Origin of the sequence: Jeongeupia chitinilytica (genome assembly GCF_014652315.1) — a bacterium.
Taxonomy (GTDB): Bacteria; Pseudomonadota; Gammaproteobacteria; order Burkholderiales; family Chitinibacteraceae; genus Jeongeupia; species Jeongeupia chitinilytica.
This window is the reverse complement of sequence record NZ_BMYO01000005.1, coordinates 25,228-50,126: the sequence shown is the minus strand read 5'-3', so window position 1 is coordinate 50,126 and position 24,899 is coordinate 25,228. Positions and strand designations below refer to the sequence as shown.

28 protein-coding genes are annotated in these 24,899 nt (G+C 61.9%); 6 read left to right on the top strand and 22 right to left on the bottom strand.

Annotated features, from left to right (window positions below; translation table 11 throughout):
• Positions 1–25: 25 nt before the first annotated feature.
• The gene (locus IE097_RS09890) at positions 26–826 is read right to left on the bottom strand and encodes an inositol monophosphatase family protein (protein ID WP_229797524.1); all 801 of its coding nucleotides are present in this window, start codon (positions 824–826) and stop codon (positions 26–28) included.
• A 203-nt stretch (positions 827–1,029) separates the two neighbouring features.
• Here IE097_RS09890 and bfr (IE097_RS09885) point away from each other — a divergent pair, with 203 nt between their 5' ends.
• Both bfr (IE097_RS09885) and bfr (IE097_RS09880) read left to right on the top strand, forming a co-directional pair.
• A complete protein-coding gene (gene bfr / locus IE097_RS09885) occupies positions 1,030–1,500 on the top strand; it encodes a bacterioferritin (protein WP_189460288.1) in 471 nt (156 codons plus the stop codon).
• A gap of 15 nt (positions 1,501–1,515) precedes the next feature.
• Positions 1,516–1,986, top strand: coding sequence for a bacterioferritin (bfr, locus tag IE097_RS09880; RefSeq protein ID WP_189460286.1), 471 nt, complete (start codon positions 1,516–1,518; stop codon positions 1,984–1,986).
• Between the two features lie 68 nt (positions 1,987–2,054).
• On the opposite strand, the gene IE097_RS09875 is transcribed toward bfr (IE097_RS09880), so the two are convergent.
• The 18 genes from IE097_RS09875 to ndk all read right to left on the bottom strand — a co-directional run bounded on the left by IE097_RS09875 (position 2,055) and on the right by ndk (position 18,109).
• Positions 2,055–2,273, bottom strand: coding sequence for a bacterioferritin-associated ferredoxin (locus tag IE097_RS09875; RefSeq protein WP_189460284.1), 219 nt, complete (start codon positions 2,271–2,273; stop codon positions 2,055–2,057).
• A gap of 100 nt (positions 2,274–2,373) precedes the next feature.
• Entirely contained in the window at positions 2,374–2,601 is a 228-nt protein-coding gene (locus tag IE097_RS09870; RefSeq protein WP_189460282.1) for a DUF2061 domain-containing protein, read from the bottom strand.
• 141 nt (positions 2,602–2,742) lie between these two features.
• Positions 2,743–4,038 (bottom strand): adenylosuccinate synthase, encoded by a 1,296-nt coding sequence (locus IE097_RS09865; RefSeq protein WP_189460280.1) that lies wholly within the window; start codon positions 4,036–4,038, stop codon positions 2,743–2,745.
• Positions 4,039–4,106: 68 nt separating this feature from the next.
• Positions 4,107–5,261 carry an ATP phosphoribosyltransferase regulatory subunit gene (locus IE097_RS09860; protein ID WP_189460278.1) on the bottom strand — a complete coding sequence of 385 codons (1,155 nt, stop codon included), beginning with the start codon at positions 5,259–5,261 and terminating at the stop codon, positions 4,107–4,109.
• Between the two features lie 67 nt (positions 5,262–5,328).
• Positions 5,329–5,514 (bottom strand): DUF2065 domain-containing protein, encoded by a 186-nt coding sequence (locus IE097_RS09855; protein ID WP_189460276.1) that lies wholly within the window; start codon positions 5,512–5,514, stop codon positions 5,329–5,331.
• Positions 5,511–6,386, bottom strand: a complete 876-nt coding sequence (gene hflC, locus IE097_RS09850) for a protease modulator HflC (protein ID WP_189460274.1) — start codon at positions 6,384–6,386, stop codon at positions 5,511–5,513. The genes IE097_RS09855 and hflC overlap by 4 nt, the downstream gene beginning before the upstream one ends.
• A 12-nt stretch (positions 6,387–6,398) precedes the next feature.
• Entirely contained in the window at positions 6,399–7,571 is a 1,173-nt protein-coding gene (hflK, locus tag IE097_RS09845; protein ID WP_189460271.1) for an FtsH protease activity modulator HflK, read from the bottom strand.
• A gap of 5 nt (positions 7,572–7,576) precedes the next feature.
• Positions 7,577–8,680, bottom strand: a complete 1,104-nt coding sequence (gene hflX, locus IE097_RS09840; RefSeq protein WP_189460269.1) for a ribosome rescue GTPase HflX — start codon at positions 8,678–8,680, stop codon at positions 7,577–7,579.
• A 92-nt stretch (positions 8,681–8,772) separates the two neighbouring features.
• Complete coding sequence (hfq, locus tag IE097_RS09835; protein WP_189460267.1) at positions 8,773–9,036, bottom strand: RNA chaperone Hfq; 264 nt, start codon at positions 9,034–9,036, stop codon at positions 8,773–8,775.
• Between the two features lie 111 nt (positions 9,037–9,147).
• A complete protein-coding gene (der, locus tag IE097_RS09830) occupies positions 9,148–10,509 on the bottom strand; it encodes a ribosome biogenesis GTPase Der (protein WP_189460265.1) in 1,362 nt (453 codons plus the stop codon).
• A 19-nt stretch (positions 10,510–10,528) separates the two neighbouring features.
• Positions 10,529–11,653, bottom strand: a complete 1,125-nt coding sequence (bamB, locus tag IE097_RS09825) for an outer membrane protein assembly factor BamB (protein ID WP_189460263.1) — start codon at positions 11,651–11,653, stop codon at positions 10,529–10,531.
• Positions 11,654–11,660: 7 nt separating this feature from the next.
• Entirely contained in the window at positions 11,661–12,290 is a 630-nt protein-coding gene (locus IE097_RS09820; protein WP_189460261.1) for a YfgM family protein, read from the bottom strand.
• A 42-nt stretch (positions 12,291–12,332) separates the two neighbouring features.
• Entirely contained in the window at positions 12,333–13,604 is a 1,272-nt protein-coding gene (gene hisS / locus IE097_RS09815) for a histidine--tRNA ligase (protein WP_189460259.1), read from the bottom strand.
• A 2-nt stretch (positions 13,605–13,606) separates the two neighbouring features.
• On the bottom strand, positions 13,607–14,890 hold the full coding sequence (gene ispG / locus IE097_RS09810) for a flavodoxin-dependent (E)-4-hydroxy-3-methylbut-2-enyl-diphosphate synthase (protein WP_189460257.1): 1,284 nt from the start codon (positions 14,888–14,890) through the stop codon (positions 13,607–13,609).
• A 6-nt stretch (positions 14,891–14,896) separates the two neighbouring features.
• On the bottom strand, positions 14,897–15,763 hold the full coding sequence (locus IE097_RS09805; protein WP_189460255.1) for a RodZ domain-containing protein: 867 nt from the start codon (positions 15,761–15,763) through the stop codon (positions 14,897–14,899).
• A 20-nt stretch (positions 15,764–15,783) separates the two neighbouring features.
• Entirely contained in the window at positions 15,784–16,536 is a 753-nt protein-coding gene (pilW, locus tag IE097_RS09800) for a type IV pilus biogenesis/stability protein PilW (protein ID WP_189460253.1), read from the bottom strand.
• 11 nt (positions 16,537–16,547) lie between these two features.
• The gene (gene rlmN, locus IE097_RS09795) at positions 16,548–17,672 is read right to left on the bottom strand and encodes a dual-specificity RNA methyltransferase RlmN (RefSeq protein WP_189460251.1); all 1,125 of its coding nucleotides are present in this window, start codon (positions 17,670–17,672) and stop codon (positions 16,548–16,550) included.
• An 11-nt stretch (positions 17,673–17,683) separates the two neighbouring features.
• Positions 17,684–18,109, bottom strand: coding sequence for a nucleoside-diphosphate kinase (ndk, locus tag IE097_RS09790; RefSeq protein ID WP_189460249.1), 426 nt, complete (start codon positions 18,107–18,109; stop codon positions 17,684–17,686).
• A gap of 175 nt (positions 18,110–18,284) precedes the next feature.
• On the opposite strand from ndk, the gene IE097_RS09785 reads away from it, so the two are divergent.
• Positions 18,285–18,998, top strand: a complete 714-nt coding sequence (locus IE097_RS09785; protein WP_189460247.1) for an SPOR domain-containing protein — start codon at positions 18,285–18,287, stop codon at positions 18,996–18,998.
• A gap of 55 nt (positions 18,999–19,053) precedes the next feature.
• On the opposite strand, the gene IE097_RS09780 is transcribed toward IE097_RS09785, so the two are convergent.
• The 3 genes from IE097_RS09780 to IE097_RS09770 form a co-directional block, all read right to left on the bottom strand.
• Positions 19,054–20,202: an NAD(P)/FAD-dependent oxidoreductase gene (locus tag IE097_RS09780; protein ID WP_189460245.1), complete on the bottom strand. Its 1,149-nt coding sequence runs from the start codon at positions 20,200–20,202 to the stop codon at positions 19,054–19,056.
• A gap of 62 nt (positions 20,203–20,264) precedes the next feature.
• Entirely contained in the window at positions 20,265–21,206 is a 942-nt protein-coding gene (locus IE097_RS09775) for a LysR substrate-binding domain-containing protein (protein ID WP_189460243.1), read from the bottom strand.
• A complete protein-coding gene (locus IE097_RS09770) occupies positions 21,203–21,730 on the bottom strand; it encodes a disulfide bond formation protein B (protein WP_189460241.1) in 528 nt (175 codons plus the stop codon). Before IE097_RS09770 ends, IE097_RS09775 begins: the two co-directional genes overlap by 4 nt.
• 166 nt (positions 21,731–21,896) lie before the next feature.
• On the opposite strand from IE097_RS09770, the gene guaB reads away from it, so the two are divergent.
• The 3 genes from guaB (at position 21,897) to IE097_RS09755 (ending at position 24,844) form a co-directional block, all read left to right on the top strand.
• On the top strand, positions 21,897–23,366 hold the full coding sequence (guaB, locus tag IE097_RS09765) for an IMP dehydrogenase (RefSeq protein WP_189460239.1): 1,470 nt from the start codon (positions 21,897–21,899) through the stop codon (positions 23,364–23,366).
• Positions 23,367–23,554: 188 nt separating this feature from the next.
• Entirely contained in the window at positions 23,555–23,794 is a 240-nt protein-coding gene (locus tag IE097_RS09760; protein ID WP_189460237.1) for an Arm DNA-binding domain-containing protein, read from the top strand.
• Between the two features lie 117 nt (positions 23,795–23,911).
• Complete coding sequence (locus tag IE097_RS09755) at positions 23,912–24,844, top strand: tyrosine-type recombinase/integrase (protein ID WP_189460235.1); 933 nt, start codon at positions 23,912–23,914, stop codon at positions 24,842–24,844.
• Positions 24,845–24,899: the final 55 nt, after the last annotated feature.

The following is a 24,899-nucleotide window of genomic DNA, read 5'->3' as shown; positions in this document are numbered from 1 at the left end:
CAGCGGTATCGTGGTTTTGCGGTGATTATACCGCCAATGCCGCCAGCTCGGGGAGCACGGCCGCGTGCAGCGTCGCATTGGCCGCAGCCAGCACGCACCCTTCGCTGTGACGGTGAAGATTCCGCCCCTGCCAGTCGGTCATCCTGCCCCCGGCGGCATTGACCACCGGCGCCAGCGCGGCGAAGTCGTGCAGTTTCAGCCCTTCCTCGACCACCAACTGCAGCCAGCCGCTGGCAAGCTGCGCGTACAGGTAGCCGTCGCCACCGTAGATCTGGTAACGGCTGCGTTTGGCCAGCGATTCGAACACCGGACGCGCGTGCGGCAGGTATTCCGGGCCGGTGGTGCCGATGATCGCCCCTGCCAACGCTTCGACATCGCTGCTCTTCACCGGCTGACCATTCAAGGTCGTCGGCACACCCTCACCGCCAAGCCAACGGTCGGCGGTAATCGGCTGGTTGATCACGCCGAAGACGGGCTCGCCGCGGTACATCAGACCGATCAGCGTGACGAACAACGGGCGGCCGACCGTGAACGATTTGGTGCCGTCGACCGGGTCGAGCACCCAGACCCAGTCTGCGTCGGCATTCTGCTCGCCAAACTCTTCGCCAATGATGCCGTCCTGCGGCCGCCGAGCAGCGATCAGCGCCCGCATCGCCTTTTCCGCTTCGCGGTCGGCCTGCGTCACCGGACTGTCATCGTCCTTGTCGATGATCGTGAACGCGCTGCGGTAGAAGCTGCGGATCACTTCCGCGCTGGCATCGGCAAGCTGTTGGGCCAGCGCAAGCTGGTCGGCGGACGGAATCGGCATGGCAGGTACTCTCATCATCTGGACGTCCGGCAGACTACCACGCAGCCCGGTGGCGGCTCCACCGTAGCCATATGACAGCCCCAATCAAATGCGAACAATTATGCATTCGAAATTAAAACAATAATGATTCCCAATATGTTCAGATAATCGTGCAAACAAATAATTAGGAATCGAATCAAATCCGGATAAAATAAACCCAGCAATAAAAATGGAGAATAACGATGCAAGGCGACAAGAAAGTCATCAAGGCGCTGAATGGCGTGCTCGGCAACGAGCTCGTCGCGATCAACCAGTATTTCCTGCATGCCCGCATGTACCGAAACTGGGGGTACAAGCAGCTGAACGACCGCGTGTACCACGAATCGATCGACGCGATGAAGCGGGCCGACAAGCTGATCGAACGCATCCTGTTCCTCGAGGGGCTGCCGAACCTGCAGCAGCTGGGCAAGCTGCTGATCGGCGAAGCCGTGCCGGAAATGCTCGACTGCGACCACAAGCTTGTCGGCGGCCACCTGAAGACGCTGCGCGAAGCCGTCGCGCTGTGTGAAGAGGCGCAGGACTACGTCTCGCGCGAGCTGCTTGAAGATCTGCTCGAAGATGAAGAGGAATACCTCGACTGGCTGGAAACCCAAGCCGAACTGCGGACCTCGCTCGGCGTGCAGAACTATCTGCAATCCCAGGTCGGCGAATAAGAACGGAGAACCACCATGCAAGGTAACAACAAGGTCGTCGCGGCGCTGAACGAACTGCTCGCCGCCGAACTCACCTCGATCGACCAGTACTTCGTCCACAGCCAGATGTACGACAACTGGGGTTATACCAAGCTGTTTGCGCGCATCGACCATGAGCGCGGCGACGAAATCGGTCATGCAACCAAACTGATCGCACGCATCCTGTTCCTCGGCGGCACACCCAATGTGGCCGCACGCACCGCGTTGCGCATCGGCGCCGATGTTCCGGCCATGCTGAAGAACGATCTGATCACCGAAATCGAAGTCGCCGAAGCACTGAAGAAAGTCATTGCATTGTGCGAATCGGTACAGGATTACGTGACCCGCAGCATGCTGGTGCAGTTGCTGGACGACACCGAACAGGATCACGCCCACTGGCTTGAACAGCAGCTCGGTTTGATCGAAGCCCTCGGACTGCCGAACTATCTGCAGCTGCAGGCCGGCTGATCCGCTTCGCCAGCCGGAACGAGAACGGGGCGCCCAAGGGCGCCCCGTTTGTATTCAATTCGGATGCTTCAGGCAGCAGCCAGACCGCCGAACGACGGAACCGCATGCTCTTCGCGGGCATGCTGGTGGATCGCCTCTTTCAGCACCTGCTTGGCACAGCCCGCACATTTGCCGCAACACGTTGCCACTTCGGTTTCGACCTTCAGTTCCTTGAACGTGCGCACGCCCCGCATCACGGCGCGGTGAATGTCTTTGTCGGTAACGCTGTTGCACACGCAAACGTACATGGAGTCGAGTCAAATATTGATAAGCATTCTCATTATGCTGAGTCCCCTACTCTCGCGCAAGTCGGGAAGAAGCAGCACCGACGTCAACCGATGAACGGCATCAGTGCCCATGGCCGCACAAACGGGCATGACCGGCATCGACACCCTGCCGGCGTTCCTGTCCTCGGACACGATCCCAGATCTTTTCGTGAAAATGGTAAGCCACGGTGTTGACCATCGGTTCGGCCAGCGCAAGAGTGCTGGCGATGCCGAAACTGCCGGTCAGCGCGTAGGCGACCGCAAAGACAACCGAGAAGTGGGTGGCGGCAAAGGTCACGGTCTTGAACATGGCTGACTCCTTTTTATTAATGAAAACCATTATCGAAATTAACTCCAGTCAAATTTCCCTATCCGCCCGATAGGACGTTGCGCATGCAGCAGACAAAACAAAAGCCCCGCAATGCGGGGCTTTGTTGTTTCATGCGTTGGCTCAGCCGTTGAACGGATGGCGCAACACAATCGTTTCTTCACGATCCGGACCGGTCGAAATCATGTCGACCGGTGCTTCGCAGATCGCTTCGATGCGCTTCAGATACGCCTGAGCATTGGCAGGCAGGTCTTCGTAACGCTTGATGCCAACCGTCGAGTCGCTCCAGCCCGGCATCTCTTCGTACACCGGCTCGCAACGCGAGATGTTCTCGGCACCGATCGGCAGAATGTCGACGAACTGGCCGTCAAGCTTGTAACCGGTGCAGAGGTTGATGGTCTCGATCCCGTCCATCACGTCCAGCTTGGTCACGCACAAACCCGATACGCCGTTGATCTGGATCGAACGCTTCAGTGCAGCCGCGTCGAACCAGCCGCAACGACGCGGACGGCCGGTAACCGAACCGAACTCGTTGCCGCGCTGTGCCAGACCGGCACCGACATCGTCGAACAGCTCGGTCGGGAACGGCCCCGAACCGACACGGGTCGTGTAGGCCTTCACGATGCCAAGCACGTACTGCAGCATCTGCGGTGCCACACCGGCGCCCGGCGCCGCAGCGCCGGCCACACAGTTGCTTGAAGTCACGAACGGATAGGTACCGTGGTCGATGTCGAGCAGCGTGCCCTGGGCACCTTCGAACAGCAGCGGTGCGCCCGACTTGTTCAGTTCGTACAGGTCACGCGACACATCGGCCATCATCGGCTTGATGCGCTCGGCAAAGGCCAGCGTTTCGTCATGTACGCGCTGGAAGTCCAGCGGCTCGGCCTTGTAGTAGTGCTTGAGCGCGAAGTTGTACCAGTCGAGATTCTCGAGCAGTTTGGCGGCAAAACGCTCGCGGTAGTACAGGTCCTGCAACCGGATCGAACGGCGCGCAACCTTGTCTTCGTACGCCGGACCGATCCCGCGCCCGGTGGTGCCGATCTTCTTGTCGCCCTTGGCGGCTTCGCGCGCCTGGTCGATGGCGATGTGGTACGGGAGGATCAGCGGGCAAGCTTCGGAAATCTTCAGACGCTTGACGACATCGACGCCGGCGGCTTCGAGCTCATCGATTTCCTTCAGCAGCGCTTCGGGCGAAATCACCACGCCATTGCCGATGAAGCAGGCTTTGCCCGGGTGCAGGATGCCCGACGGAATCAGCCGCAGTACGGTCTTCTTGCCGCCGACCCACAGCGTGTGACCGGCATTGTGACCGCCCTGGAAGCGCACCACACCCTGTGCCTGGTCTGTCAGCCAGTCAACGATTTTGCCCTTGCCTTCATCGCCCCACTGGGTGCCGATCACGACCACATTTCTGCTCATGCCTAACCTCGATCAAATCAAATGTAAATTGCAAACGGAGCGCGCAGCGGGCGGCTGCGCGGACCGGATTATGCCTTGCCGTCGAATGCGACGACCAGCCAGCCGTCCTTGCCGTCAACCAGTTGCCGGTCGACACGTACTTCACCTGCGACGATGCCGAGATCGACCACCACGGTCTCCCCTTGCGCCCGCAAGGCGCGGATCGCGGCGATCAGCCGCGGATCATCACCGGCCGGCGCCAGAATGCCGGGTGCGGCATCCGGGAACGGCAGGCGCGTCAGTGCGCGTACATCGAGGCTGAAACCGGTCGCTGCGCGCGCCCGGCCGAATTTCTCACCAACACGGTCGTAACGCCCGCCGCGCGCCAGCGCATTGGCAAAGCCCGTGGTATAGGCCGCAAACACAAGCCCCGTGTGGTAGTCACTGCTTTTGACCTCGGCGAGGTCGAAGCGAACGGAAATCTGCCGGGCCGCAAGCGCGGTCGCAAGTGCCTGCAGCGCATCGAGCGCATCGATCACTCCCGGCAGCTGCGGCAGGGCCGCGCGTGCACGGGCCAGCGTTTCGGCGCCGCCGTACAGCGACGGCAACGCGCGCAGGCCGCCGGCGAGGTCCGCAGGCAAATCCGCTGTCAATGCGTGCAGCGTCGGCACATCTTTCTGCTGAAGCGCAGAAAACGCCTGATCACGTGCCTCCCCGTGCAGCGCAGCGGCATCGGCCAGTGCATGAAACAGACCGATATGGCCGATGTCGAGACAGATGTTGTCGAGCCCCGCCATGCCGAGACAGGCAAACAGCAGCTCAATGATTTCCACGTCGGCGGCCACATCGGCGCTGCCATAGATTTCCGCGCCGATCTGTCGCGGCTCACGCGTCGACTGGATGCCGTCGGGACGGGTATTGACGACCGACCCGGCGTAGCACAGCCGAGTCACACCCTTGCGATTGAGAATGTGTGCATCGATCCGTGCCACCTGCGGCGTGATGTCGGCACGCAGGCCCATCTGCCGTCCGGTCAGTTCGTCAACGAACTTGAACGTCTTCAGGTTCAGCGCCGGATCGTCAAGCAGGAACAGCGATTCGACGTACTCGACCAGCGGCGGCATCACGAGTTCGTAACCGTAGCGGCCGAACAGGTCGAGCATGCCGCGGCGCATGGTTTCGACCTGCCGCGCTTCGCGGGGCAGGACGTCGGAAATGTGTTCCGGGAGAATCCAGTTTCTCATGCTTCCATTCAAACCAAAGGCCCGCCGGCAAAGCCGGTCGGGCGCATCAAATCCATCACAAAGCCGGTCAGCGTGCCAGTAAAGCCAGCAGCATGCCCCCCAGCAACGATACCAGACCAAACACGCGAATGTGCCGGTCGGGCAGACCGGCAATCCGCAACATATTGCGCTTCCAGAACGCCGGCATGGCGAACGGCAACAGGCCTTCGATCACCATGACCAACGCCAGCGCCAGTGCCAGCGTTTCGATCACTTGCCGCCGCCGCGCGGATTCTTCATGTACTTGAAGAACTCCGAACTCGGATCGACGACCAGCACATCGCTCTTCTTGCTGAAGCTCTGCTTGTAGGCGTCAAGGCTCTTGTAGAACGCGTAGAACTCGGGGTTCTTGCCGTAGGCGGCGGAATAGATCCCCGCGGCCTTGCCGTCACCTTCACCCTTGAGTTGCTGGGCCTGATTGTACGCGTCCGCCATGATGACTTCGCGCTGCTTGTCGGCATCGGCCTTGATCTTTTCGGCGTCTGCCGAACCTTCTGCGCGCAGCTGATTGGCGACGGCCTTGCGTTCGGACTGCATGCGTTCGTACACCGAAGCCAGCGTACTGTCCTCGAGTTCGACCCGTTTGACCCGGACGTCGACCACACGCACACCAATCCGGGCGGCATCGGCATCGGCAACCTTTCGAACGTAAGCCATCACCTCTTCGCGCTTGCCCGAGATCACGTCCTGCACCGTGCGCTTGCCGAACTCGTCGCGCAGCATGTTGTTGACCGTGTTGCGCAGGCGATCAACCGCCTTGCGCTCATCAAGACCGACCGCCTTGTAGTAACGCTCGACGTCGACGATCTGCCACTTGATGTAGCTGTCGACCTTGACGTTCATCTTTTCGATCGTCTGGACCCGTGCCGGCTGGTTTTCGTCGATCGTCTGGATGCGCTTGTCGAAGTAACGGACATCCTGCAGCAGCGGAATCTTGAAATGGATGCCCGGCTCGCTGATGACGCGCTTGGCTTCGGAGAACTGGAACACCACGGCGTACTGGCGCTGGTCGACGGTAAAGAACGTCGTGCTCAGCACGAACAGGGCGACCAGAATCAGTGCCAGCGTTGGCAAAATACGGTTCATGTTCTTCTCCCCTTATCGACCGTAACGCTCGCCGCGATCATTCGCGCGCGGTGCGGGCGCCGGAGCCGGTGCGGCCTCGGCGACGGGTTTGGCAGCTTCGCCGCTTGCAGCCGGCGAAGAGGAGGAAGACATCTGCATCAGCTTGTCGAGCGGCAGGTACAGCAGATTGCTGCCGGACTTCTGATCGACCAGTACCTTGGTGGTGTTCTGGTACATCTGCTGCATCGTATCCAGATACATGCGGTCGCGCGTCACCTGCGGCGCCTTGGCATACTCGCTTGCAATCTGGGTGAAGCGCGAAGCGTCACCCTCGGCACGCGCAACGACCTGCTGCTTGTAACCTTCGGCTTCCTGCACCAGTCGTGACGCCATGCCGCTGGCCTTCGGAATCACGTCGTTGGCGTAGGCGGTACCTTCGTTGATCAGCCTTGCCTTGTCCTGACGCGCCTTGACCGCGTCGGCAAATGCCGCCTGCACCTGTTCGGGCGGCTGGACGTCGGAAATGTTGACCCGGGCAACCGAGATGCCGGTTGCGTAGCGATCAAGCAGGTCCTGCATCAGTTCCTTGGTGTCCTCGCCGATCTTGCCGCGCCCTTCGTTGAGCACGTAGTCGACCTTGTTCTTGCCGACGACTTCGCGGATCGCGGTCTCTGCAGCCTGTTTGACCAGATCCTTGCCGTCGCGATCGCTACGACGGTTGTTGAAGACGAAGTCCTTCGCCGATTTGAGCGTGTACTGGACTTCGAGCTGGACGTCGATGATGTTCTGGTCGCCGGTCAGCATCACAGCCTCGTCGGCCGACTTGCCTTCCGCGCGAGCGCCGACGTCGAGACTCCGGATTTCGGTCACGTTGACAAGCTCGCGGCTTTCGATCGGCCACGGCAGGTGCCAGTGCAGGCCCGAGTTCTCGACGGTGTCGACATAACGGCCGAAGCGCATGATCACGGCATCTTCGCGTTCGTCAACGACATAGAAGCCGGAAGCGCCCCAGAGCACCACCAGCACGGCGACAATGGCGCCGACGCCGGTCAAGCCACCGCGTCCGCTCAGTTGCGGGCGTGGCCCCTGGCCATTACCGCCACCAAAGAAACGGGACAGTTTGCCTGTCAGGTTGCGGATCATTTCGTCAAGATCAGGCGGGCCATCCTTGCGGCGGCCGCCCCATTGCGGGTCGTTTTGGCTCATTATCGTTAGTTTTCCTCGCTGGGTTGGCTCATGAGATCGACCAAAGCCGAGCGGAGCAGGTCCAAGCCATTCCCATGCATGGCACTCAGGCGCACGGCTTGGATCTTACCATACTCGTCCAACAGGACGGCTGGCTCGCCCCCCTTCAGGTCGATCTTGTTCCAGACCATCAATTGCGGAATCTGTTCCGCACCGATTTCTTGCAAAACCCCATTGACAGCATCCACCTGAGCATCACGCAGCGGATGATTCACGTCGACGACATGCAGCAGCAGATCGGCTTCGATTGTCTCCTCCAGCGTAGCCCGAAACGCGGCAACCAGCGTATGCGGCAGACTGCGGATGAAGCCGACCGTATCCGAAAGAACCACCGAATGCTCAGGATCGAGAAACAGTTTGCGCGACGTGGTATCGAGCGTCGCAAACAGTTGGTCTGCGGCGTAAATCCTGGATTTGGTCAGTGCATTGAACAGGGTCGACTTGCCGGCGTTGGTATAGCCGACAATCGATACCGTGAACTGGCCACGGCGCATGCGGGCACGGCGCTGCGTGGTGCGCTGTTTTTGCACGGTTGCAAGCTGTTCCTTGAGCCGCTTGACGCGAATACCGATCAGACGGCGGTCGGTTTCCAGCTGCGTTTCACCTGGGCCGCGCAGACCGATCCCGCCCTTCTGCCGCTCAAGGTGGGTCCAGCCACGGATCAGTCGCGTCTGAATGTGCGCAAGTTGCGCAAGTTCGACCTGAAGCTTGCCTTCAGCGGTGCGCGCACGCTGCGCGAAAATGTCGAGAATCAGCGTGGTACGGTCGATCACCCGGCACTGCATGATGCGCTCGAGGTTGCGCTCCTGCGCCGGTGACAGCTGGTGGTTGAAAATCACCAGCGGCGCTTCGTACGCACGGACCGCCTCGGCGATTTCCTGGGCCTTGCCGCTACCGGAGAAGTAGGCCGGATCGGGCCGGGCCCGCTTGCCTTCGATGATGTTCAGTGGCGTGACACCGGCGCTTTCGACCAGCTGGACGAATTCGTCGACGCCATCCCGATAGTCCGGCTCGCCGAAGTCGAGGCAGACCAAGACGGCCGAGTCGCCGCCCTTGTGACGTTCAAACATGCCTATCTTTTTTCATGACCGGCAAATGCCGGCCCAAACAAGTGAAAACCCCGAAAGGCGGACGCCTGTCGGGGTTGATGCGCGGACAGCGCTCAAGCTTCGCCAGCAGGTGCAGCGGCAGCAGCTTGCGGATTGTCGTGCGGAATCGAAACCGGACGCGACGGCACCACGGTCGAAATCGCATGCTTGTAAACCATCTGCGTCACATTGTTGCGAAGCAACACGACGTACTGGTCGAACGATTCGATCTGGCCTTGCAGCTTGATGCCGTTGACGAGATAGATGTATACGGGAACGTGCTCTTTGCGCAGGATGTTCAGAAACGGGTCTTGCAGCATTTGCCCCTTGGCACTCATTGTTGTTCTCCGATGTGTTTGTTATTGGTCGAATTGTCTTGTCAAACAGGGTTGCTTCTTACGCTTATAGTACAGAAGTTGTCGGGACGCCACCATGGTGCGGAGCAGCAATCAGAACTTGCTGCGCGGCTTCGGTTTCGGTCCCGGCTTCTTGGTCTTGTCGTCGTAAGGATTCGCGCTGCGCTTGAACTGCACCCGCAACGGCGTGCCCTGCAGCTTGAACACCTTCATGAAGCTGCGTTCAAGATAGCGCCAGTAAGAGTCTGGCACATGATCCAGCGCATTACCGTGAACAATCACCACCGGCGGATTGGAACCGCCCTGATGCGCATAGCGCATCTTCGGCCGGACCTTGCCTGCCAGCGGCGGCTGCTGGCGTTCAATCATCAACTGCAATGCATTCGTCAGTTTCGGTGTCGGGATCTTGATCATCGCTGCGGTGTAAGCCTGGTCGATCGACTTGAACAGCTCGCCCACCCCCTGCCCGCCCAGCGCCGAGATGTAATGGAACTTGGCAAAGTCGAGGAAGGACAGCTTGCGGTCGATTTCGCGCTTGATCCGGTCTCGCTGCTCGGCGTTGGCGGCTTCCCATTTGTTGACGGCGACGACCAGCGCGCGCCCGGTTTCCATCACGAAACTGGCAACGCGGGCATCCTGATCCGACACTTCCTGCATCGCGTCGAGCACCAGCACGGCCACGTTGGCGTCTTCGATCGCCTGCATGGTCTTGATGACCGAGAACTTTTCAATCATCTCCGTGACCTTGCCGCGCTTGCGCACGCCTGCGGTATCGATGATCGTATACGGAGAACCGTTGCGCTCGAAGTCGATGTAGACGGAGTCGCGTGTCGTGCCCGGCTGGTCGAACGCGATCACGCGCTCTTCGCCGAGCACTGCGTTGACCAGCGTACTCTTGCCGACGTTCGGACGACCGACTACGGCGAACTTCGGATGATCCGCCTCGGGCTCGTCGACCGGCACTTCGAATCCGTCGAGGATTTCGTTGATCAGGTCGCGCACGCCTTCGCCGTGACTGGCCGAAATCGCGACCGGATCACCAAGGCCCAGTTCGTAGAAATCGGCGGTCACGACGGCGCGCTGCATGCCCTCGACCTTATTGACCGCAACCCAGACCGGACGGTCGTTCTGCCGCAGCCGCTGCGCGATGATCTTGTCCTGCGGCGTAATACCGACACGGCCGTCGACGATGAAGACGATGGCATCGGCCTCGTCGACCGCCTGCAGCGTCTGCCGCGCCATTTCGAACATGATGCCTTCGTCGACGACCGGTTCGAAGCCGCCGGTATCGACGACGAAGTACGGTTTTTCACCGACGCGCCCATGGCCGTAGTGGCGGTCACGGGTCAGGCCCGGCTGATCGGCAACGAGCGCGTCGCGCGTCTTGGTCAGTCGGTTGAAAAGCGTGGACTTGCCAACATTCGGCCGGCCCACGAGGGCAATCGTCGGTTTCATTGATAGTGTTTCTTACGGTCTATTTCACAGTCAGCGCAAAAACGTCACCGCTTTGCGACTGCACGATCAGTTTGTTATTGAATACCACCGGTTCGGTGGCAATGCGTGCGCCGTCGGTCGGCAGCTGCCCGACCAGACTGCCGTCTTCCGGCTTGAGCACATGGACATAGCCTTCGTAGTCGGCAACGGCGACATAACCGCCGAGCATCGCCGGTGAACCCACCGAACGCGCCAGCAGCTTGTCCTGTTTCCACAGGCTGCGACCGCTATTGCGGTCGTAGCCGAGCACATTGCCTTCGGAGTCGGTGACGGCCAGCAAGCGGCCGTTGCCGGCGACACCGGCATAGCTCGACACTTCACGCGACCAGACCGGCGAGCCGTTCAGCACGTTGAAGCATGACACGCGCCCCTGGTACGCCGCTGCACACACCATGTTGCCGTTGACGTCCGGCGCCGACACGACGTCGGCGATCCGTTCGAGTTCGGTTGCGCCCTTCGGCATCGCAACCGGACTGTCCCACAGCACGCGACCGTCCTGTGCGCCCAGCGCCACCAGCCGGCCACCCGCCAGTCCTGCCAGCGCAATGCCGCCGCGCAGCGTCATCGGCGCGTAGTTGCGCAGGATCAGCGCCGGCATCTGCCGCTGGAACTGCCACTTGAGCGCACCGTCAACCGCCGACAGGCCGCTGATCTTGCCGTCGACCGTCCGCACCAGTACCACGCCGTCGGCAACCGCCGGCGGCGAGACTATTTCGCTGCTCAGCTGCGCATGCCACAAGGCCTTGCCATCGTAGCTGTAGGTGAAGATCTCGCCCTTCAGCGTCCCGACCGCAATCAGCCCTTCTGCAGCGCCAACTCCCCCGGCAACCGGCTTCTCGAGCTTGACCTGCCACTGACTGGCGCCGCTGTCCAGCGACAGCGCGGTCAGACGATCTGGCGAGCCGGCCACAACCACGCGGTCGCCCGCGAGTGCCGGCTGGAAACGGAATTCGGTCTTGCCACCGACCGACGCACGCCAGACCTGGGACAGCCCGGCCTGATTTTCGACGACGGGCAGCGGCGACGGCGTCGGTGCATTGCTGATCGAACCGCAGGCGGCCAACAACAGTGCCAACGGCACCGTGACCAACAGCGTAGACTTCATCCGCATTTCAATCCTTCCCCAGCGCTTCGAGCTTCACTTCGACGAACTTCAGGTTCGGCGCGTCTTTCGGCAGTTTCGACTGCGCATCGCGATAGGCATCGCGTGCACCGGCCTTGTCGCCCTTCTCGACCAGCACGTCGCCGCGTGCTTCGGCAAACAGCGCCGTATACGCATCGTCCTCGCGAGCCTGCAGTGTCGCGAGCGCGGCGTCGAACTGGCCTGCATCGAGCTGGATCGCTGCCAGACGCAGGCGCGCGACATCACGCAGCGGTGCTTCCTTGGCATTGGCAATGGCCCACTTCACCTGCGCCTCTGCATCGGCCGGCTTGCTGGCGTTGATATCGGCCTTGGCGGCGAGCAACGATGCACGTGCCGCGTAGCCGGTCGAACCGAACTGCTGCTCGATCGTCTTGGCAGTACCGGCCAGTTTGGCCGGATCGGTCTGCAGCTGGGTTTCAGCCTGACTGTAAAGGTCGCCGGCCTGATGGGCCTGCGAAGCCTGTCGGTGCTCCCAGCCGGCCCAGCCGCCCCAGACTGCCAGCGCGGCCACGACAGCGCCCGCCAGCCATTTGCCCCAGTCGTTCCACCAGGCCTTGAATTCGGCAATCTGTTCTTGTTCTTGCAGGTCAAACGCCATTGCAGTCCCCGTGCGATCTCAGTCGTTTTTGAATGTCGGCGATTATGCCGCAGCGCTCAGGCATGCGACCAGTTCGTTCTGCGCGACGACCTGCTGCTCGCCACCGCCATCGCCGGTCAGGCGCTTCAGATTGGCCGTTGCTGCCGCCGCTTCTTCGTCGCCGATCACCACGGCGAAATGCGCACCGCTGGCATCGGCCTTCTTGAATTGCGATTTGAAACTGCCCCCGCCGGCATGCAGCACGACCTTGAGTCCGGCGTCGCGCAGTTCGCGTGCGACGCGGAATGCGGCGCGCGCAGCAGCTTCACCGCTGTGCACCAGATAGACGTCCGGCACCACGCGCGGCATGTCGACGCCCTGCGTTTCCAGCAACAGGATCAGCCGCTCGATGCCCATGGCAAAACCGACCGCCGGGCACGGCTTGCCACCGAGCTGCTCGACCAGACCGTCGTATCGACCGCCGGCAGCCACCGTCGCCTGAGCGCCGAGCTGGTCCGTCGTCCACTCGAACACCGAGCGGTTGTAATAATCGAGACCGCGCACCAGCCGATGATTCAGCATGTAGGCAATGCCGGCATCGTCGAGCAGGCTGCAGAGCCCGGCAAAGTGTGCGCGCGTTTCATCGCCGAGGAATTCGGCCAGCTTCGGCGCATTCTCGGCCATCTCCTGCAATGCCGGATTCTTGGTATCGAGCACGCGCAGCGGGTTGGTATACAGCCGGCGCTTGCCGTCCTCGTCGAGAATGTCGACGTGCTTTTCCAGATAGGCGATCAGCGCCTGACGGTGTGCGGCACGTTCGGCCGAATCGCCCAGCGTGTTGAGCTCGAGCTTCAGGCCGGTCAGCCCGAGCCGGCGCCACAGGTCGGCCAGCATCACGATCATCTCGGCGTCGACGTCCGGTCCGTTGAAGCCGAACGCTTCCACACCGACCTGATGGAACTGGCGATAACGGCCCTTCTGCGGCCGTTCGTGCCGGAACATCGGTCCGGTGTACCACAGGCGCTGGGTCTGGTTGTACAGCATGCCGTGTTCGATGCAGGCGCGCACGCAACCGGCCGTCCCTTCGGGGCGCAATACCAGCTGCTCACCGTTGAGGCTGTCCTCGAACGCGTACATTTCCTTTTCGACGATGTCGGTATGTTCACCGACGCCCCGCACGAACAGTTGCGTCGCCTCGACGATCGGCGTGCGGATCTGGTTGTAGCCGTAGGCGGCAAGCCAGTCGCGCACCACGGCGTCGAAATGCTGCCAGCGTGCACCTTCCTGCGGCAGGATGTCGTTCATGCCTCGAATGCCTTGAATCGTTTGTGCCATGTTTATCGAATCGGTTGAAGCGGAATGGTTTTGGCGGCCGCAACGGCACGGCGCTTCACACCGCCGTCGCCATAGTTGCTGACCACATAATTTTCGACGATGGCCTGGAACTCTTCGGCCACCTGTTCGCCCTTGAGCGTGACGGTTTTCTCACCGTCGACGTAGACCGGACAGACCGGCACTTCGCCGGTACCGGGCAGGCTGATGCCGATGTCGGCCAGCTTGGATTCGCCCGGGCCGTTGACGACACACCCCATCACCGCGACCTTCATGTCCTCGACACCGGGGTAGGCTTCGCGCCAGACCGGCATCTGCTCGCGCAGGAAGGACTGGATCTTCTGTGCCAGCTCCTGGAATACCGTCGACGTCGTCCGGCCACACCCGGGGCAGGCGGTGACCAGCGGGGTGAACGCGCGCAGGCCCATCGTCTGCAGCAGTTCCTGCGCGACGATGACTTCCTTGGTCCGGTCGCCGCCGGGTTCGGGCGTCAGCGAAATACGGATGGTGTCGCCAATGCCTTCCTGCAGCAGCACGGCCAGCGCCGCGCTCGACGCGACAATGCCCTTGCTGCCCATGCCGGCTTCGGTCAGACCGAGGTGGAGCGGGTAGTCGCACCGGCCACCCAGATCGCGGTACACGGCAATCAGATCCTGCACGTGCGATACCTTGCACGACAGGATGATCTGGTCCGGACTGAGGCCCCAAGCGATCGCCTGATCGGCCGACTCCAGCGCCGAGCGGATCAGCGCCTCGCGCATGATCGCCTCGACCGACAGCGGCACGGCGCGCTTGGCGTTCTCGTCCATCAGCCGGGTGGCCATGCTCTGGTCAAGCGAACCCCAGTTGACACCGATACGCACGGCCTTCTGATATTCGATGGCCTTCTCGACCATGAAGGCGAACTTCTCGTCGCGCTTGCTACCCTTGCCGACATTGCCCGGATTGATCCGGTACTTGGCCAGCGCCTCTGCACAGTCGGGGTAATCGCGCAGCAAACGGTCGCCGTTGAAGTGGAAATCCCCCACCAGCGGCACCTTGCAACCCCAGTTCTCCAGCTTGGTCTTGATGTTGCCGACTTGGGCCGCGGCTTCCGGGCTGTTGACGGTGATGCGAACGACCTCGGAGCCGGCGCGCCACAGCTCGAAAATCTGCCGCGCGGTACCTTCGGCATCGGCGGTATCGGTATTGGTCATCGACTGCACGACGACCGGATGGTCGCTGCCGACCATGACGTGGCCGACGCGAACCTGGCGGGTCGCGCGGCGGGGAATCAGAATGTCGCTCATCGGGTCTTACTTGAGTTCCAGCGTCGCCACGTCGGACCGGCTGTACTGCGCCAGATCCACGCGTTGGCCACGCAGATAAAGTTGGGTTTTCGGTGCGTTGCCGATCTTGATCCGGTATGGCGCCACGCCGCCGAGGCTGCGTTCGTCACCGGCCTTGAGCACTTCGGAAATCAGCTTGTTGCCGCCGGCATCGATCACCTGGATCCACGAATCCTGCTCGACGACAAGCCGCAGCTCGCCATTGCCGACCGCAGCCGGCGCGGAAGCCGGCACGCTGGCCGGCGTTTCAGTCTGCGCCGCGGCCGTAGCAACCGGCACCGAAGCGATCTCGCTGGCGACTTCACTGGCAGCGGGGACCGAGGCGACCAGCTCGACCGGCACCGAAGCTTCAGGCAGGGTCAGCGTCGCGGTAGACACATTCAGTTCCGGCGCTGCCGGTTGCTGCAAGTACCAGAACACGCCACCTGCGCCAATAATCAGCCCGGCAATCACGACCAGTGCGAGCTGCAGCGGCCGGCCGACCCGGGCACCGCCACCGATGCTGAACGTGGCTTCCTCGGTCAGGTGCGGCAGCGATGCCTGTTCACGCTCGACCGGCAACTCGGTCGTCAGCTGCGCAACCAGCGGCTCCGGATCTAGCTGGAGTAGCCGGGCGTAGTTGCGCACGAAACCACGGGCAAAGGTATTCCCAGGCAGATCACTGAAGCGGTCTTCTTCGATCGCGGCAATCTGGCCGCGCGTCAGCTTCAGCTGGTTGACCACGTCGTCGATCGACAATCCAAGCGACTCGCGCTGCTGGCGCAACTGGATGCCGACACCGGCGGGTGGCGTGGCGGGAGTTTCGGGCGGGGTTTGGATCGGCTCGTCTGTCATCGCTTCTTAATTCGCGCTTCTTATTCGTATTGGCCGGCGGCCAGCTTGGTCGTTTCCAGCGAATCCGGGAACTGCTTGCGCAGTTCCTGCGCATAGCGGGTGACGCCGTCGCTGTTGCCTAGACCACGCTCGATCCGCAGGTTCAGCCATGTCAGCGCCGCACTCGGCTGGGTGGTTTTCTTCAGCACCAGCGCATAGCGTTTCGCAGTGACATAGTCCTTGGTCTTCAACCCCAACTCCGCAAGCTGATAAGTCGCCGGCGTGTAATTGGCCCGATACTGCAGCGCACGTTCGAAGTAGCGCCGGGCGGTATCGGTGTCATTGTTCTTCAGCGCGCACTGACCCGCATTGAGTGCCGTCTTCTCCGGCGTTTCGTAAAGCGGATTGCCAAGCGCGCGGTCGTAGTAGCCAAGACCTTCCTGCATCTGGCCGTGTTCGCACAGGAACCAGCCATAGTTGTGGTTGGCGTCCGAGTCGTCCGGCGACAAGCGCAGCGCTTCCTGGAAATTCTGTTTCGCCTTGGCGTCGTCCTTGATCTCGGCGTAGATCAGTCCGAGCATCGTGTAGGCAGGCGAGTACTTGCTGTCCGCCTCGATCGCCTTGTTGGCTTCGTCGATCGCCACGGCATATCGACCAAACCGAAAGTACTCGGCAGCAAGCTGCGTACGTACATTCGCGCGCCGGTCCGGCGATGCTTCACCCTGGACGTCGGCCACGGCTGCGCCGCTCGTGAACAGGAAGGCCAACAGCAGTACGAACGGACGCAGACTCATTTCTTCCTCGTTTACGGTCGGAACGTGATCGGCCGGACTTCCGCCGCATGCTTCTCGGCACGACGGGTCTTGTCCTTGACCTGACCGGCCAACTGGCCACAGGCGGCGTCGATATCGTCGCCGCGGGTCTTGCGCACGGTCACGATGTAACCGGCGTCAATCACGATATCCCGGAACGCGAGGATAGCATCCCGGCCGGATCGCTTGTAGTCCGCCCCCGGGAACGGATTCCACGGAATCAGGTTGATCTTGCACGGCACGTCGCGCAGCAGCGCCGCCAGCTGGCGCGCATGCTCGGGCTGATCGTTGACACCGGCAAGCATCACGTATTCGAAAGTGATGAAATCGCGTGGCGCCTTTTCCAGATAGCGGTTGCAGGCGGCCAGCAGCTCTTTCAGCGGGTACTTCTTGTTGATCGGCACGATTTCGTCGCGGATCGCATCGTTCGGTGCATGCAGACTGACGGCCAGCGCCACCGGACAGGCATCACGCAACCGGTCCATTGCCGGCACCAGTCCCGACGTCGACAGTGTCACGCGGCGACGCGACAGACCATAGGCGTTGTCGTCGAGCATCAGACGCAGTGCCGCAACGACATTGTCGAAGTTGGCCAGTGGCTCACCCATGCCCATCATCACGACGTTCGAGACGACGCGTCCCCCCTCTTCCAGCGGCGCACCGATGCGCGCCTGCTCGGCGGAGAGCCGGTTGTTGGCCCACCACAGCTGGCCGATGATTTCGCCGGTCGTGAGGTTGCGGTTGAAACCCTGCTTGGCGGTCGAGCAGAAGCCGCAATCGAGGGCGCAGCCGACCTGACTGGAAACGCACAAGGTGCCGCGGTCATCTTCGGGGATGAATACGGTTTCGATCCCGTTGCCGGTACCGACATCCAGCAGCCACTTGGCGGTGCCGTCCGTGGCGATCTGCTCGGCGAGCAGCCCCGGAATGGTCACCGCCGCGTCGGCGGCGAGTTTGCTGCGGAACGACTTGGCGATATCGGTCATCTGCTCGAAATCCGCCACGCCGCGCTGATGCACCCACTTGAGCAGCTGCTTGGCGCGGAACGGTTTTTCGCCGTACTTCACCATCAGTTCGGCGAGCGCCTGCGCATCGTAATCGAGCAGATTGACCGACATCTCAGTATTCCTTAGCGGCCGTACACTTCGCTCGACGCGAAGAAGTAGGCGATTTCGATTGCAGCGTTTTCAGCCGAATCGGAGCCGTGAACGGCGTTGGCATCGATCGAATCGGCGAAATCGGCACGGATGGTGCCCTTGTCGGCCTGCTTCGGGTCGGTCGCGCCCATCAGCTCACGGTTCTTGAGGATGGCGCCTTCGCCTTCCAGTGTCTGGATCATCACCGGACCGGAGATCATGAACGACACCAGATCGTTGAAGAACGGACGTGCCTTGTGCACGGCGTAGAAGCCTTCGGCTTCGGCGCGCGACAGGTGCTTCATCTTGGCAGCAACGACCTTGAGGCCGGCCGATTCGAAGCGGTCATAGATCTTGCCGATCACGTTCTTGCCAACTGCATCGGGCTTCACGATCGACAGGGTGCGTTCAATAGCCATGGGACAAACTCCGGTGGTTTCGTTTAAGAGACAAATGATTTTTGGTCTGGTTTACATTGCGGGCCGAAATCGGCTAGCCTCGAAGGGACTACACCGCTCCCGGCCGTAATCTGCGGCTGGACAGCCAAGTATTATAACAAAATCAAGCCGTTTGGCTTGCACTCCCTTGCCGACCATGAGCGACACGCCCGAACGGGACGCCGACAGCGGCACCACTCCCGACCCCATCGACGAACAGCGCTCCCAGCAAAAGCTGCATACGCAGCTCTACTGGCGCTTGGGTATTGCCGTTGTACTGATCGGGCTGGTGATCGGCACCCTGCAACTGCTCGATCGCTCCAAGCAAGCCCCTCCGGCACCCCAGATTGCCTCGCCAAGCCCGATTGCAAGCGCCCCGACCGCGGACACCGCCTCTGCGTCCGCACCCGCAGCCGAGGCGGCCTCTTCGGCAGCCAGCGCCAGCCAGCCCGAGGCTGAGGCCGAGCATCCGCAAGCACCAACAACCGCGATGCCCCCCCAGCAGCACGATACCTCGCCGCAATCCACTACGGAATCGACCACCTCACGCGCCATCAAACCGGCACGCGAAATACCGGCGCCGACGACCGCACCCGCGCCAGCCAAGACCGTAGCCCCCTCCGTTGGCGCGACCTCCCCGGCCGTCGTCAGGCGCGCCGATGGCTACACGGTACAGGCCGGGGTGTTCCTGCATTCGGACAACGCCGAGAAACTGCTGCGCAAGCTGCAAGCCGCCGGTGTGCCCGCCTATCTGGAAACCCGGGTCCAGATCGGCCCGTTCAAGTCACGTGCCGAAGCCGATGCAGCCGCGCAAAAACTGCGTCAGCTCGGCATCACGCCGGTCATTGCACCTGCACTGAATCAGGACTGACAGGACTGAATCGCCCCCACCGGGTACCTCCCACCCGGCAGGTCATTGCAATGCGTTATGACAGCCACGCGGGCAACTGGGCAAGCAGCGCCTGTCGCTCCCTGGTCGCGGTTCCCAGCAGTGCAAAACCGACCAACCCGCCTTCCACCGAGACGCAGCGGGCAATCATCCCGCCTTCAACGTCCTCGCACTGCCATTCGCCGTCACCGGAAACCGGCGGCGCCACCACGGTCGGGCATGATGGCGTCTTGACCAGCACCGGCATCGCCGGATAGAGCACCGGGGTTTCGACCCCTGCCAGCGTGGCCGCCAGGGCCCTGGCCTGCTGCATGATCGGCATGACGAATGGCAGGTTCAATCCGGCGACCTCGGCACAATCACCCAGCGCATAGACATGCGCTGCCGACGTCCGCAATGTGGGCGTCACAACAACGCCCCGGGCGGTGCGCAGGCCGGCAGCCGCGGCCAGCGTACCGCGTGGACGCAGACCGACGGCCGAGAGCACCAGATCGGCGGCAATACGTTCGTTGCTGTCGAGCACCACCTCGTACCCAGAACCAGCTCGTTCAACTGCCTGCGCACTTGCGCCGCTCCGGAACGACACCCCGGCCTCAGCAAGCCGTTGAGCCAGCAGCTCGCCAGCACGTTGCGGCAGCAGGCGTGACAGCGGCGCAGCGGCCGGATCAATCAGCGTCGGCGTGATCCCGCGTGAAAGCAGATCGTTGGCGAACTCGCAGCCGATCAGGCCCGCACCGAGAATGGCAACGCGACCGACGCCTTCGAGCCGTTCGGCAAACCGGGCGTAATCGCCGAGGTCATTGACCGACAGCACCTCATCAGCGGCATCACCCTGCAGCGGCAGCCGTATCGGGTCAGCCCCCAGCGCCAGAACGAGATCGCGATAGGCCAGCTCTTCGCCACCGGCCAGACGGATGGTCCTGGCCTCCGGAAGGATCGCCTCGACTTCGGTATGCGCGCGCACCGTGGCCCTGAGCTCCTCGGCCATTTTTGCCGCCGGTTTCATCACCAGGGAAGTCGGCGTTTTGTTGCCGGCCAGCGCATTCGACAGCATCGGCTTGGAATAGAAGTCTGCCGCATCGCGTGCAACGATGACCAGCGGGGTTTCGGTGTCGAGCTTGCGCCATTCGCGCGCGAGGTTGTAACCGGCAAGGCCGGCACCGACGATGACGACAGGGACAGTCATTTCAACTCCAGACATGAAAAGGCCGAACGCATCGGCGTCCGGCCAGTATTGGGTTCAACCGGTCAGACCCGGTGGATTTCCGGCTCGTCCAGCAACGTCACCGCCGGCAGGTCACAGGCCAGGATGGCCTGACGCACGGCCTCGATTGCCGCTGCACGCGGAAAATTCTTGCGCCATGCCAGCACGACACGCCGGGTCGGCACCGGTTCGCTGAACGGACGAATCGACAGCAGCGCCTCGTCCGCACTCGACACCGAGGTCGCCGGCAATACGGTTACGCCGATACCGCCGGCCACCATGTGCCGGATCGTCGTCAGCGACGACCCTTGCAGCGTGCGTTGCAGGCTACCCGCCGGCAGACTTTCGCGATTCAGATCCGGGCAGGTCTGCAGCACGTGGTCGCGGAAGCAGTTGCCTGGCGAAAGCAGCAGCACGTTCTCTTCGGCGAGCTGATCCGAATCGATCGTCGCCAGCGCCTCCCACGGATGTCCCTTGGGCGTGGCGACGACAAAAGGCTCGTCATAGACCGGCAGTGTGGCGATACCGGCCTCATGAAACGGTTCGGCCAGGATTGCCAGATCGATCTCGCCCTGCTTGAGCATCTCGGCCAGTCGACCGGTGTAGTTTTCCTCGAGCAGGATCTGCATCTGCGGCGCGCGCTCGCGCAGATCCGGAATCAGGTGCGGCAACAGATAGGGGCTGATGGTATAGATGATGCCCAGCCGCAGCGGTCCGGCCAGCGGGTCCTTGCCCTGCTCGGCCAGCTGCTTGATCACCTGCACTTCCTCGAGCACGCGCTGCGCCTGTTCGACGATGCGCTCGCCATTCGGCGTCAGCGTCACTTCGCCGGCAGCACGCTCGAACAGCGTCACGCCCAGTTCGTCTTCGAGCTTCTTCACCGCAACCGACAGCGTCGGCTGCGAGACAAAGCAGCTCGCCGCAGCCCGACCGAAATGGCGCTCGCGCGCCACCGCAACGATGTAGCGGAACTCGGTCAGCGTCATCGCCAGCGTCTCCGGCCGATTTCGGCGCAGCGTGCCGAGCACAGGCCGACCGTCACCACGATCAGTCCGAGGAAAGCCAGCAGGGTCCACGCCGGCATCGTGACGCCAAACAGCTTGAAGTCGATCGCCGAGCAATCGCCAACCGGGCGGATCAGCGTGCCGAGCCAGGCCGGCGCCTGGTTCAGGTCGATCGGAAACGGCAGGCTCGCCGCGCAGGTCACGCTCGGGTCGACCGGGCCGTACTGCAGCCGCAAGTTCCAGATCGCTGCCAGCGCCCCGGCCATGGCGGCCAGAATGATCAGACCGCCAAGGAGCTTCACGCCCCCCTTGCTGTCCGGTTGCCACGCCGCGGCAACCAGCGCCAGTACACCGATCACGATGATCGCCAGCCGCTGGTAAACGCACATCAGACACGGCATCACCCAATGGTAGATCTGGTGATACAGCGCGAAGCCGATCATCCCCACACAGGCGATGAACATCAGCAGAAACCCGGCGCGCCAGTGGCGCAGCGCCATGCTCATAGTCGTTACTCCATCCCGATTGTTTTTTTCAATCGTAACGATTGTAACCTGCACCGCGTAGCCTGCGTCAGCCCCCCGCTGCCGAATGACGGTAAGGTAATCACACTCGCAGCAAGCTGGCGCTTTCGGTATAATCTGCTTTTGCGTGCAAAGGATTTCGCCCACCATGCGCATCGTTCAGAAAGCTCTCACTTTCGACGACGTCCTCCTCGTTCCGGCTCACTCGACCGTGATGCCGCGCGATGTCAGTCTCTCCACCCAGCTCACCCGCACCATTCGCCTGAATCTGCCGCTGCTGTCCGCCGCCATGGATACGGTGACCGAATCGCGCCTCGCCATCGCCATGGCGCAGGAAGGTGGCATGGGCATCGTGCACAAGAACATGACGCCGAAAGCGCAGGCGTTCGAAGTCTCCAAGGTCAAGCGTTACGAATCGGGCATCGTCAAGGACCCGGTCACCGTGCGCCCGGACATGCTGGTCCGCGACGTGCTCGCCCTGACCCGCCAGCACAAGATTTCCGGCCTGCCGGTGCTCGACGCACAAGGCCAGGTCGTCGGCATCGTCACCAACCGCGACATCCGTTTCGAATCGCGCCTCGACGTGCCGGTCAGCTCGATTATGACTCCGAAAGAGCGGCTGATCACCGTCAAGGAAGGCGCCAGCATCGACGAAGCGCGCAGCCTGATGCACGAGCACCGCCTCGAGCGCGTGCTGGTTGTCGACGACAGCTTCAAGCTCAAGGGCCTGATCACCGTCAAGGACATCATCAAGACCAGCGAACACCCGCTTGCCGCCAAGGACGAACAGGGCCGCCTGCGTGTCGGCGCAGCCGTCGGCGTCGGTGAAGGCACCGACGAACGCGTTGCCCTGCTGGCAGAAGCCGGCGTCGACGTGATCGTCGTCGATACCGCGCACGGCCACAGCCAGGGCGTGATCGACCGCGTCCGCTGGGTCAAGCAGAACTTCCCGCATGTCCAGGTCATCGGCGGCAACATCGCCACCGCCGCCGCCGCACTCGCGCTGGTCGACGCCGGCGCCGACGCGGTCAAGGTCGGTATCGGCCCGGGCTCGATCTGCACCACGCGCATCGTCGCCGGTGTCGGCGTGCCGCAGATCTCGGCCGTCGCCAACGTTGCCGAAGCGCTCGCCAAGCACGGTGTCCCGCTGATCGCCGACGGCGGCATCCGCTTCTCGGGCGACATTTCCAAGGCCATCGCCGCCGGCGCCAGCTGCGTGATGCTCGGCGGCCTGTTCGCCGGCACCGAAGAAGCCCCGGGTGAAGTCGAACTGTTCCAGGGCCGCAGCTACAAGAGCTACCGCGGCATGGGCTCGCTCGGCGCCATGGCCGGCAGCAACGGCTCGTCCGATCGCTACTTCCAGGACAACGTCAACAACGCCGACAAGCTGGTACCGGAAGGCATCGAAGGCCGCGTCCCTTACAAGGGACCGCTGACCGCCATCGTTCACCAGCTGATGGGCGGCCTGCGCTCGTCGATGGGCTACCTCGGCTGCGCCACGATCGAAGACGTCCACGCCAAGGCCGAATTCGTCGAGATCACCGCCTCGGGCATCCGTGAATCGCACGTCCACGACGTGCAGATCACCAAGGAAGCACCGAACTACCGGATGGAGTAAAATCCACCGTCCAGCACCGTCTAGGCGCATCCGGAAATACCCCAAAAACCCCGCACCATTACTTGGTCTCGGGGTTTTTTACCGTCCAATCCGGTCCAACTGCATTCAACCGAAACCACGAAATATTCCCCCCGTTTTTCCCCCTGCTCTAAAATCTCCCCGGTGATTCAAAAAAAACGGGGGGACTCATGGCGCTAACCGAACTGCAATGCCAGAAAGCCAAGCCAAAGGAAAGGGATTACGCCCTGCCCGATACCGATGGTCTGTTCCTGTTGGTTCGTTCGACCGGCGGCAAGTCGTGGAAATGCGACTTCGTTTTACGAGGCAAGCGGCACAAACCGGGCCTGGGCAAGTACCCAGCCGTTTCGCTCGCTGAGGCCCGTAGGTTACTGATTGCAGCACGTCGACTGGCCGAGCACGGGCAGTAGCCTGGCGAGCTCCTCGCAGACGACCAAACTCGCGCGCTCCTGATTGCAGGTGAGAGCCTAGAAGCCATTGCTGAAGCGCGGCAACAGGCTTCGCTTGCAGCGTGCAAAGCAGCACGCATGACGTTTGCTGACGCCGCCGACCGCTACAAAATCGAGTGGGTTGATCGCAACTGGAAAAACCCCGACAAGGGCTGGCTACCAGTCCGGCTCCACCTGATCCCTTCCCTTGGTGCAATGGCCTTGGACGACATCGACGCACCCGCATTGCGGACACAGCTTTTCGCCGTTCGGGAACGCAGTGGCACACCAACCGCACTGCATGCACGAGGCTGGGCTTTACGGATTTTCGATTACGCCATCGAACATGACTGGTGCAAGATCAACCCCGCCCGACAAATCAACGCAGCCCGCATCGGCACCCGAGGCCAGCGCGAACGCTGGCTGAGCAATCAGGAAATACACCGCTACCTTGTATCACTGCACGATCTTGATTGTTATCGCGGCTACAAGCTGGCGTTACATTTGCTACTGATGCTTGGCTTGCGCAAAAACGAGCTGTGCGGTGCGAGCTGGAAGGAGTTCGATATTGGGACCGGCGAGTGGCTGATTCCAGGCAGCCGCATGAAGAGCAAAAAGGAACACCGGGTGTTTTTGCCACTACAAGCAGTCAAGATGCTGTCCGAACTGCAACGGCTCGGTGGGGGTAGTGATTGGGTCTTGCCCATGCGAACCAATCCTACCCGCGCCATGAAGGGCGACAACCTTGATGGTGCGCACGAAGCAGCACTAGTTGCCGCCGGAATCGACGATTACGTGATTCACGATCATCGACACACAATCAGTACACAGTTACGAGACCAAGGCCACCCAAGTGAAGTCATCGAGGCTGCTTTGAGTCATGCGACCCCCGGTATTGCCGGTGTGTACGCTCATGCTCAGTACAAAGACCAACGACTCACCATGCTTCAAGCCTGGGCAGACTTTCTGGATATGACAATGAACCAAAACACCGCTACGGCTACTACGCCCGGAAACGAACCTCATCGGTAAACAGAGTGCCCAAAGAATGACTGAGAGGTATCAGAGAGCGAGCGAACAAAAAAGC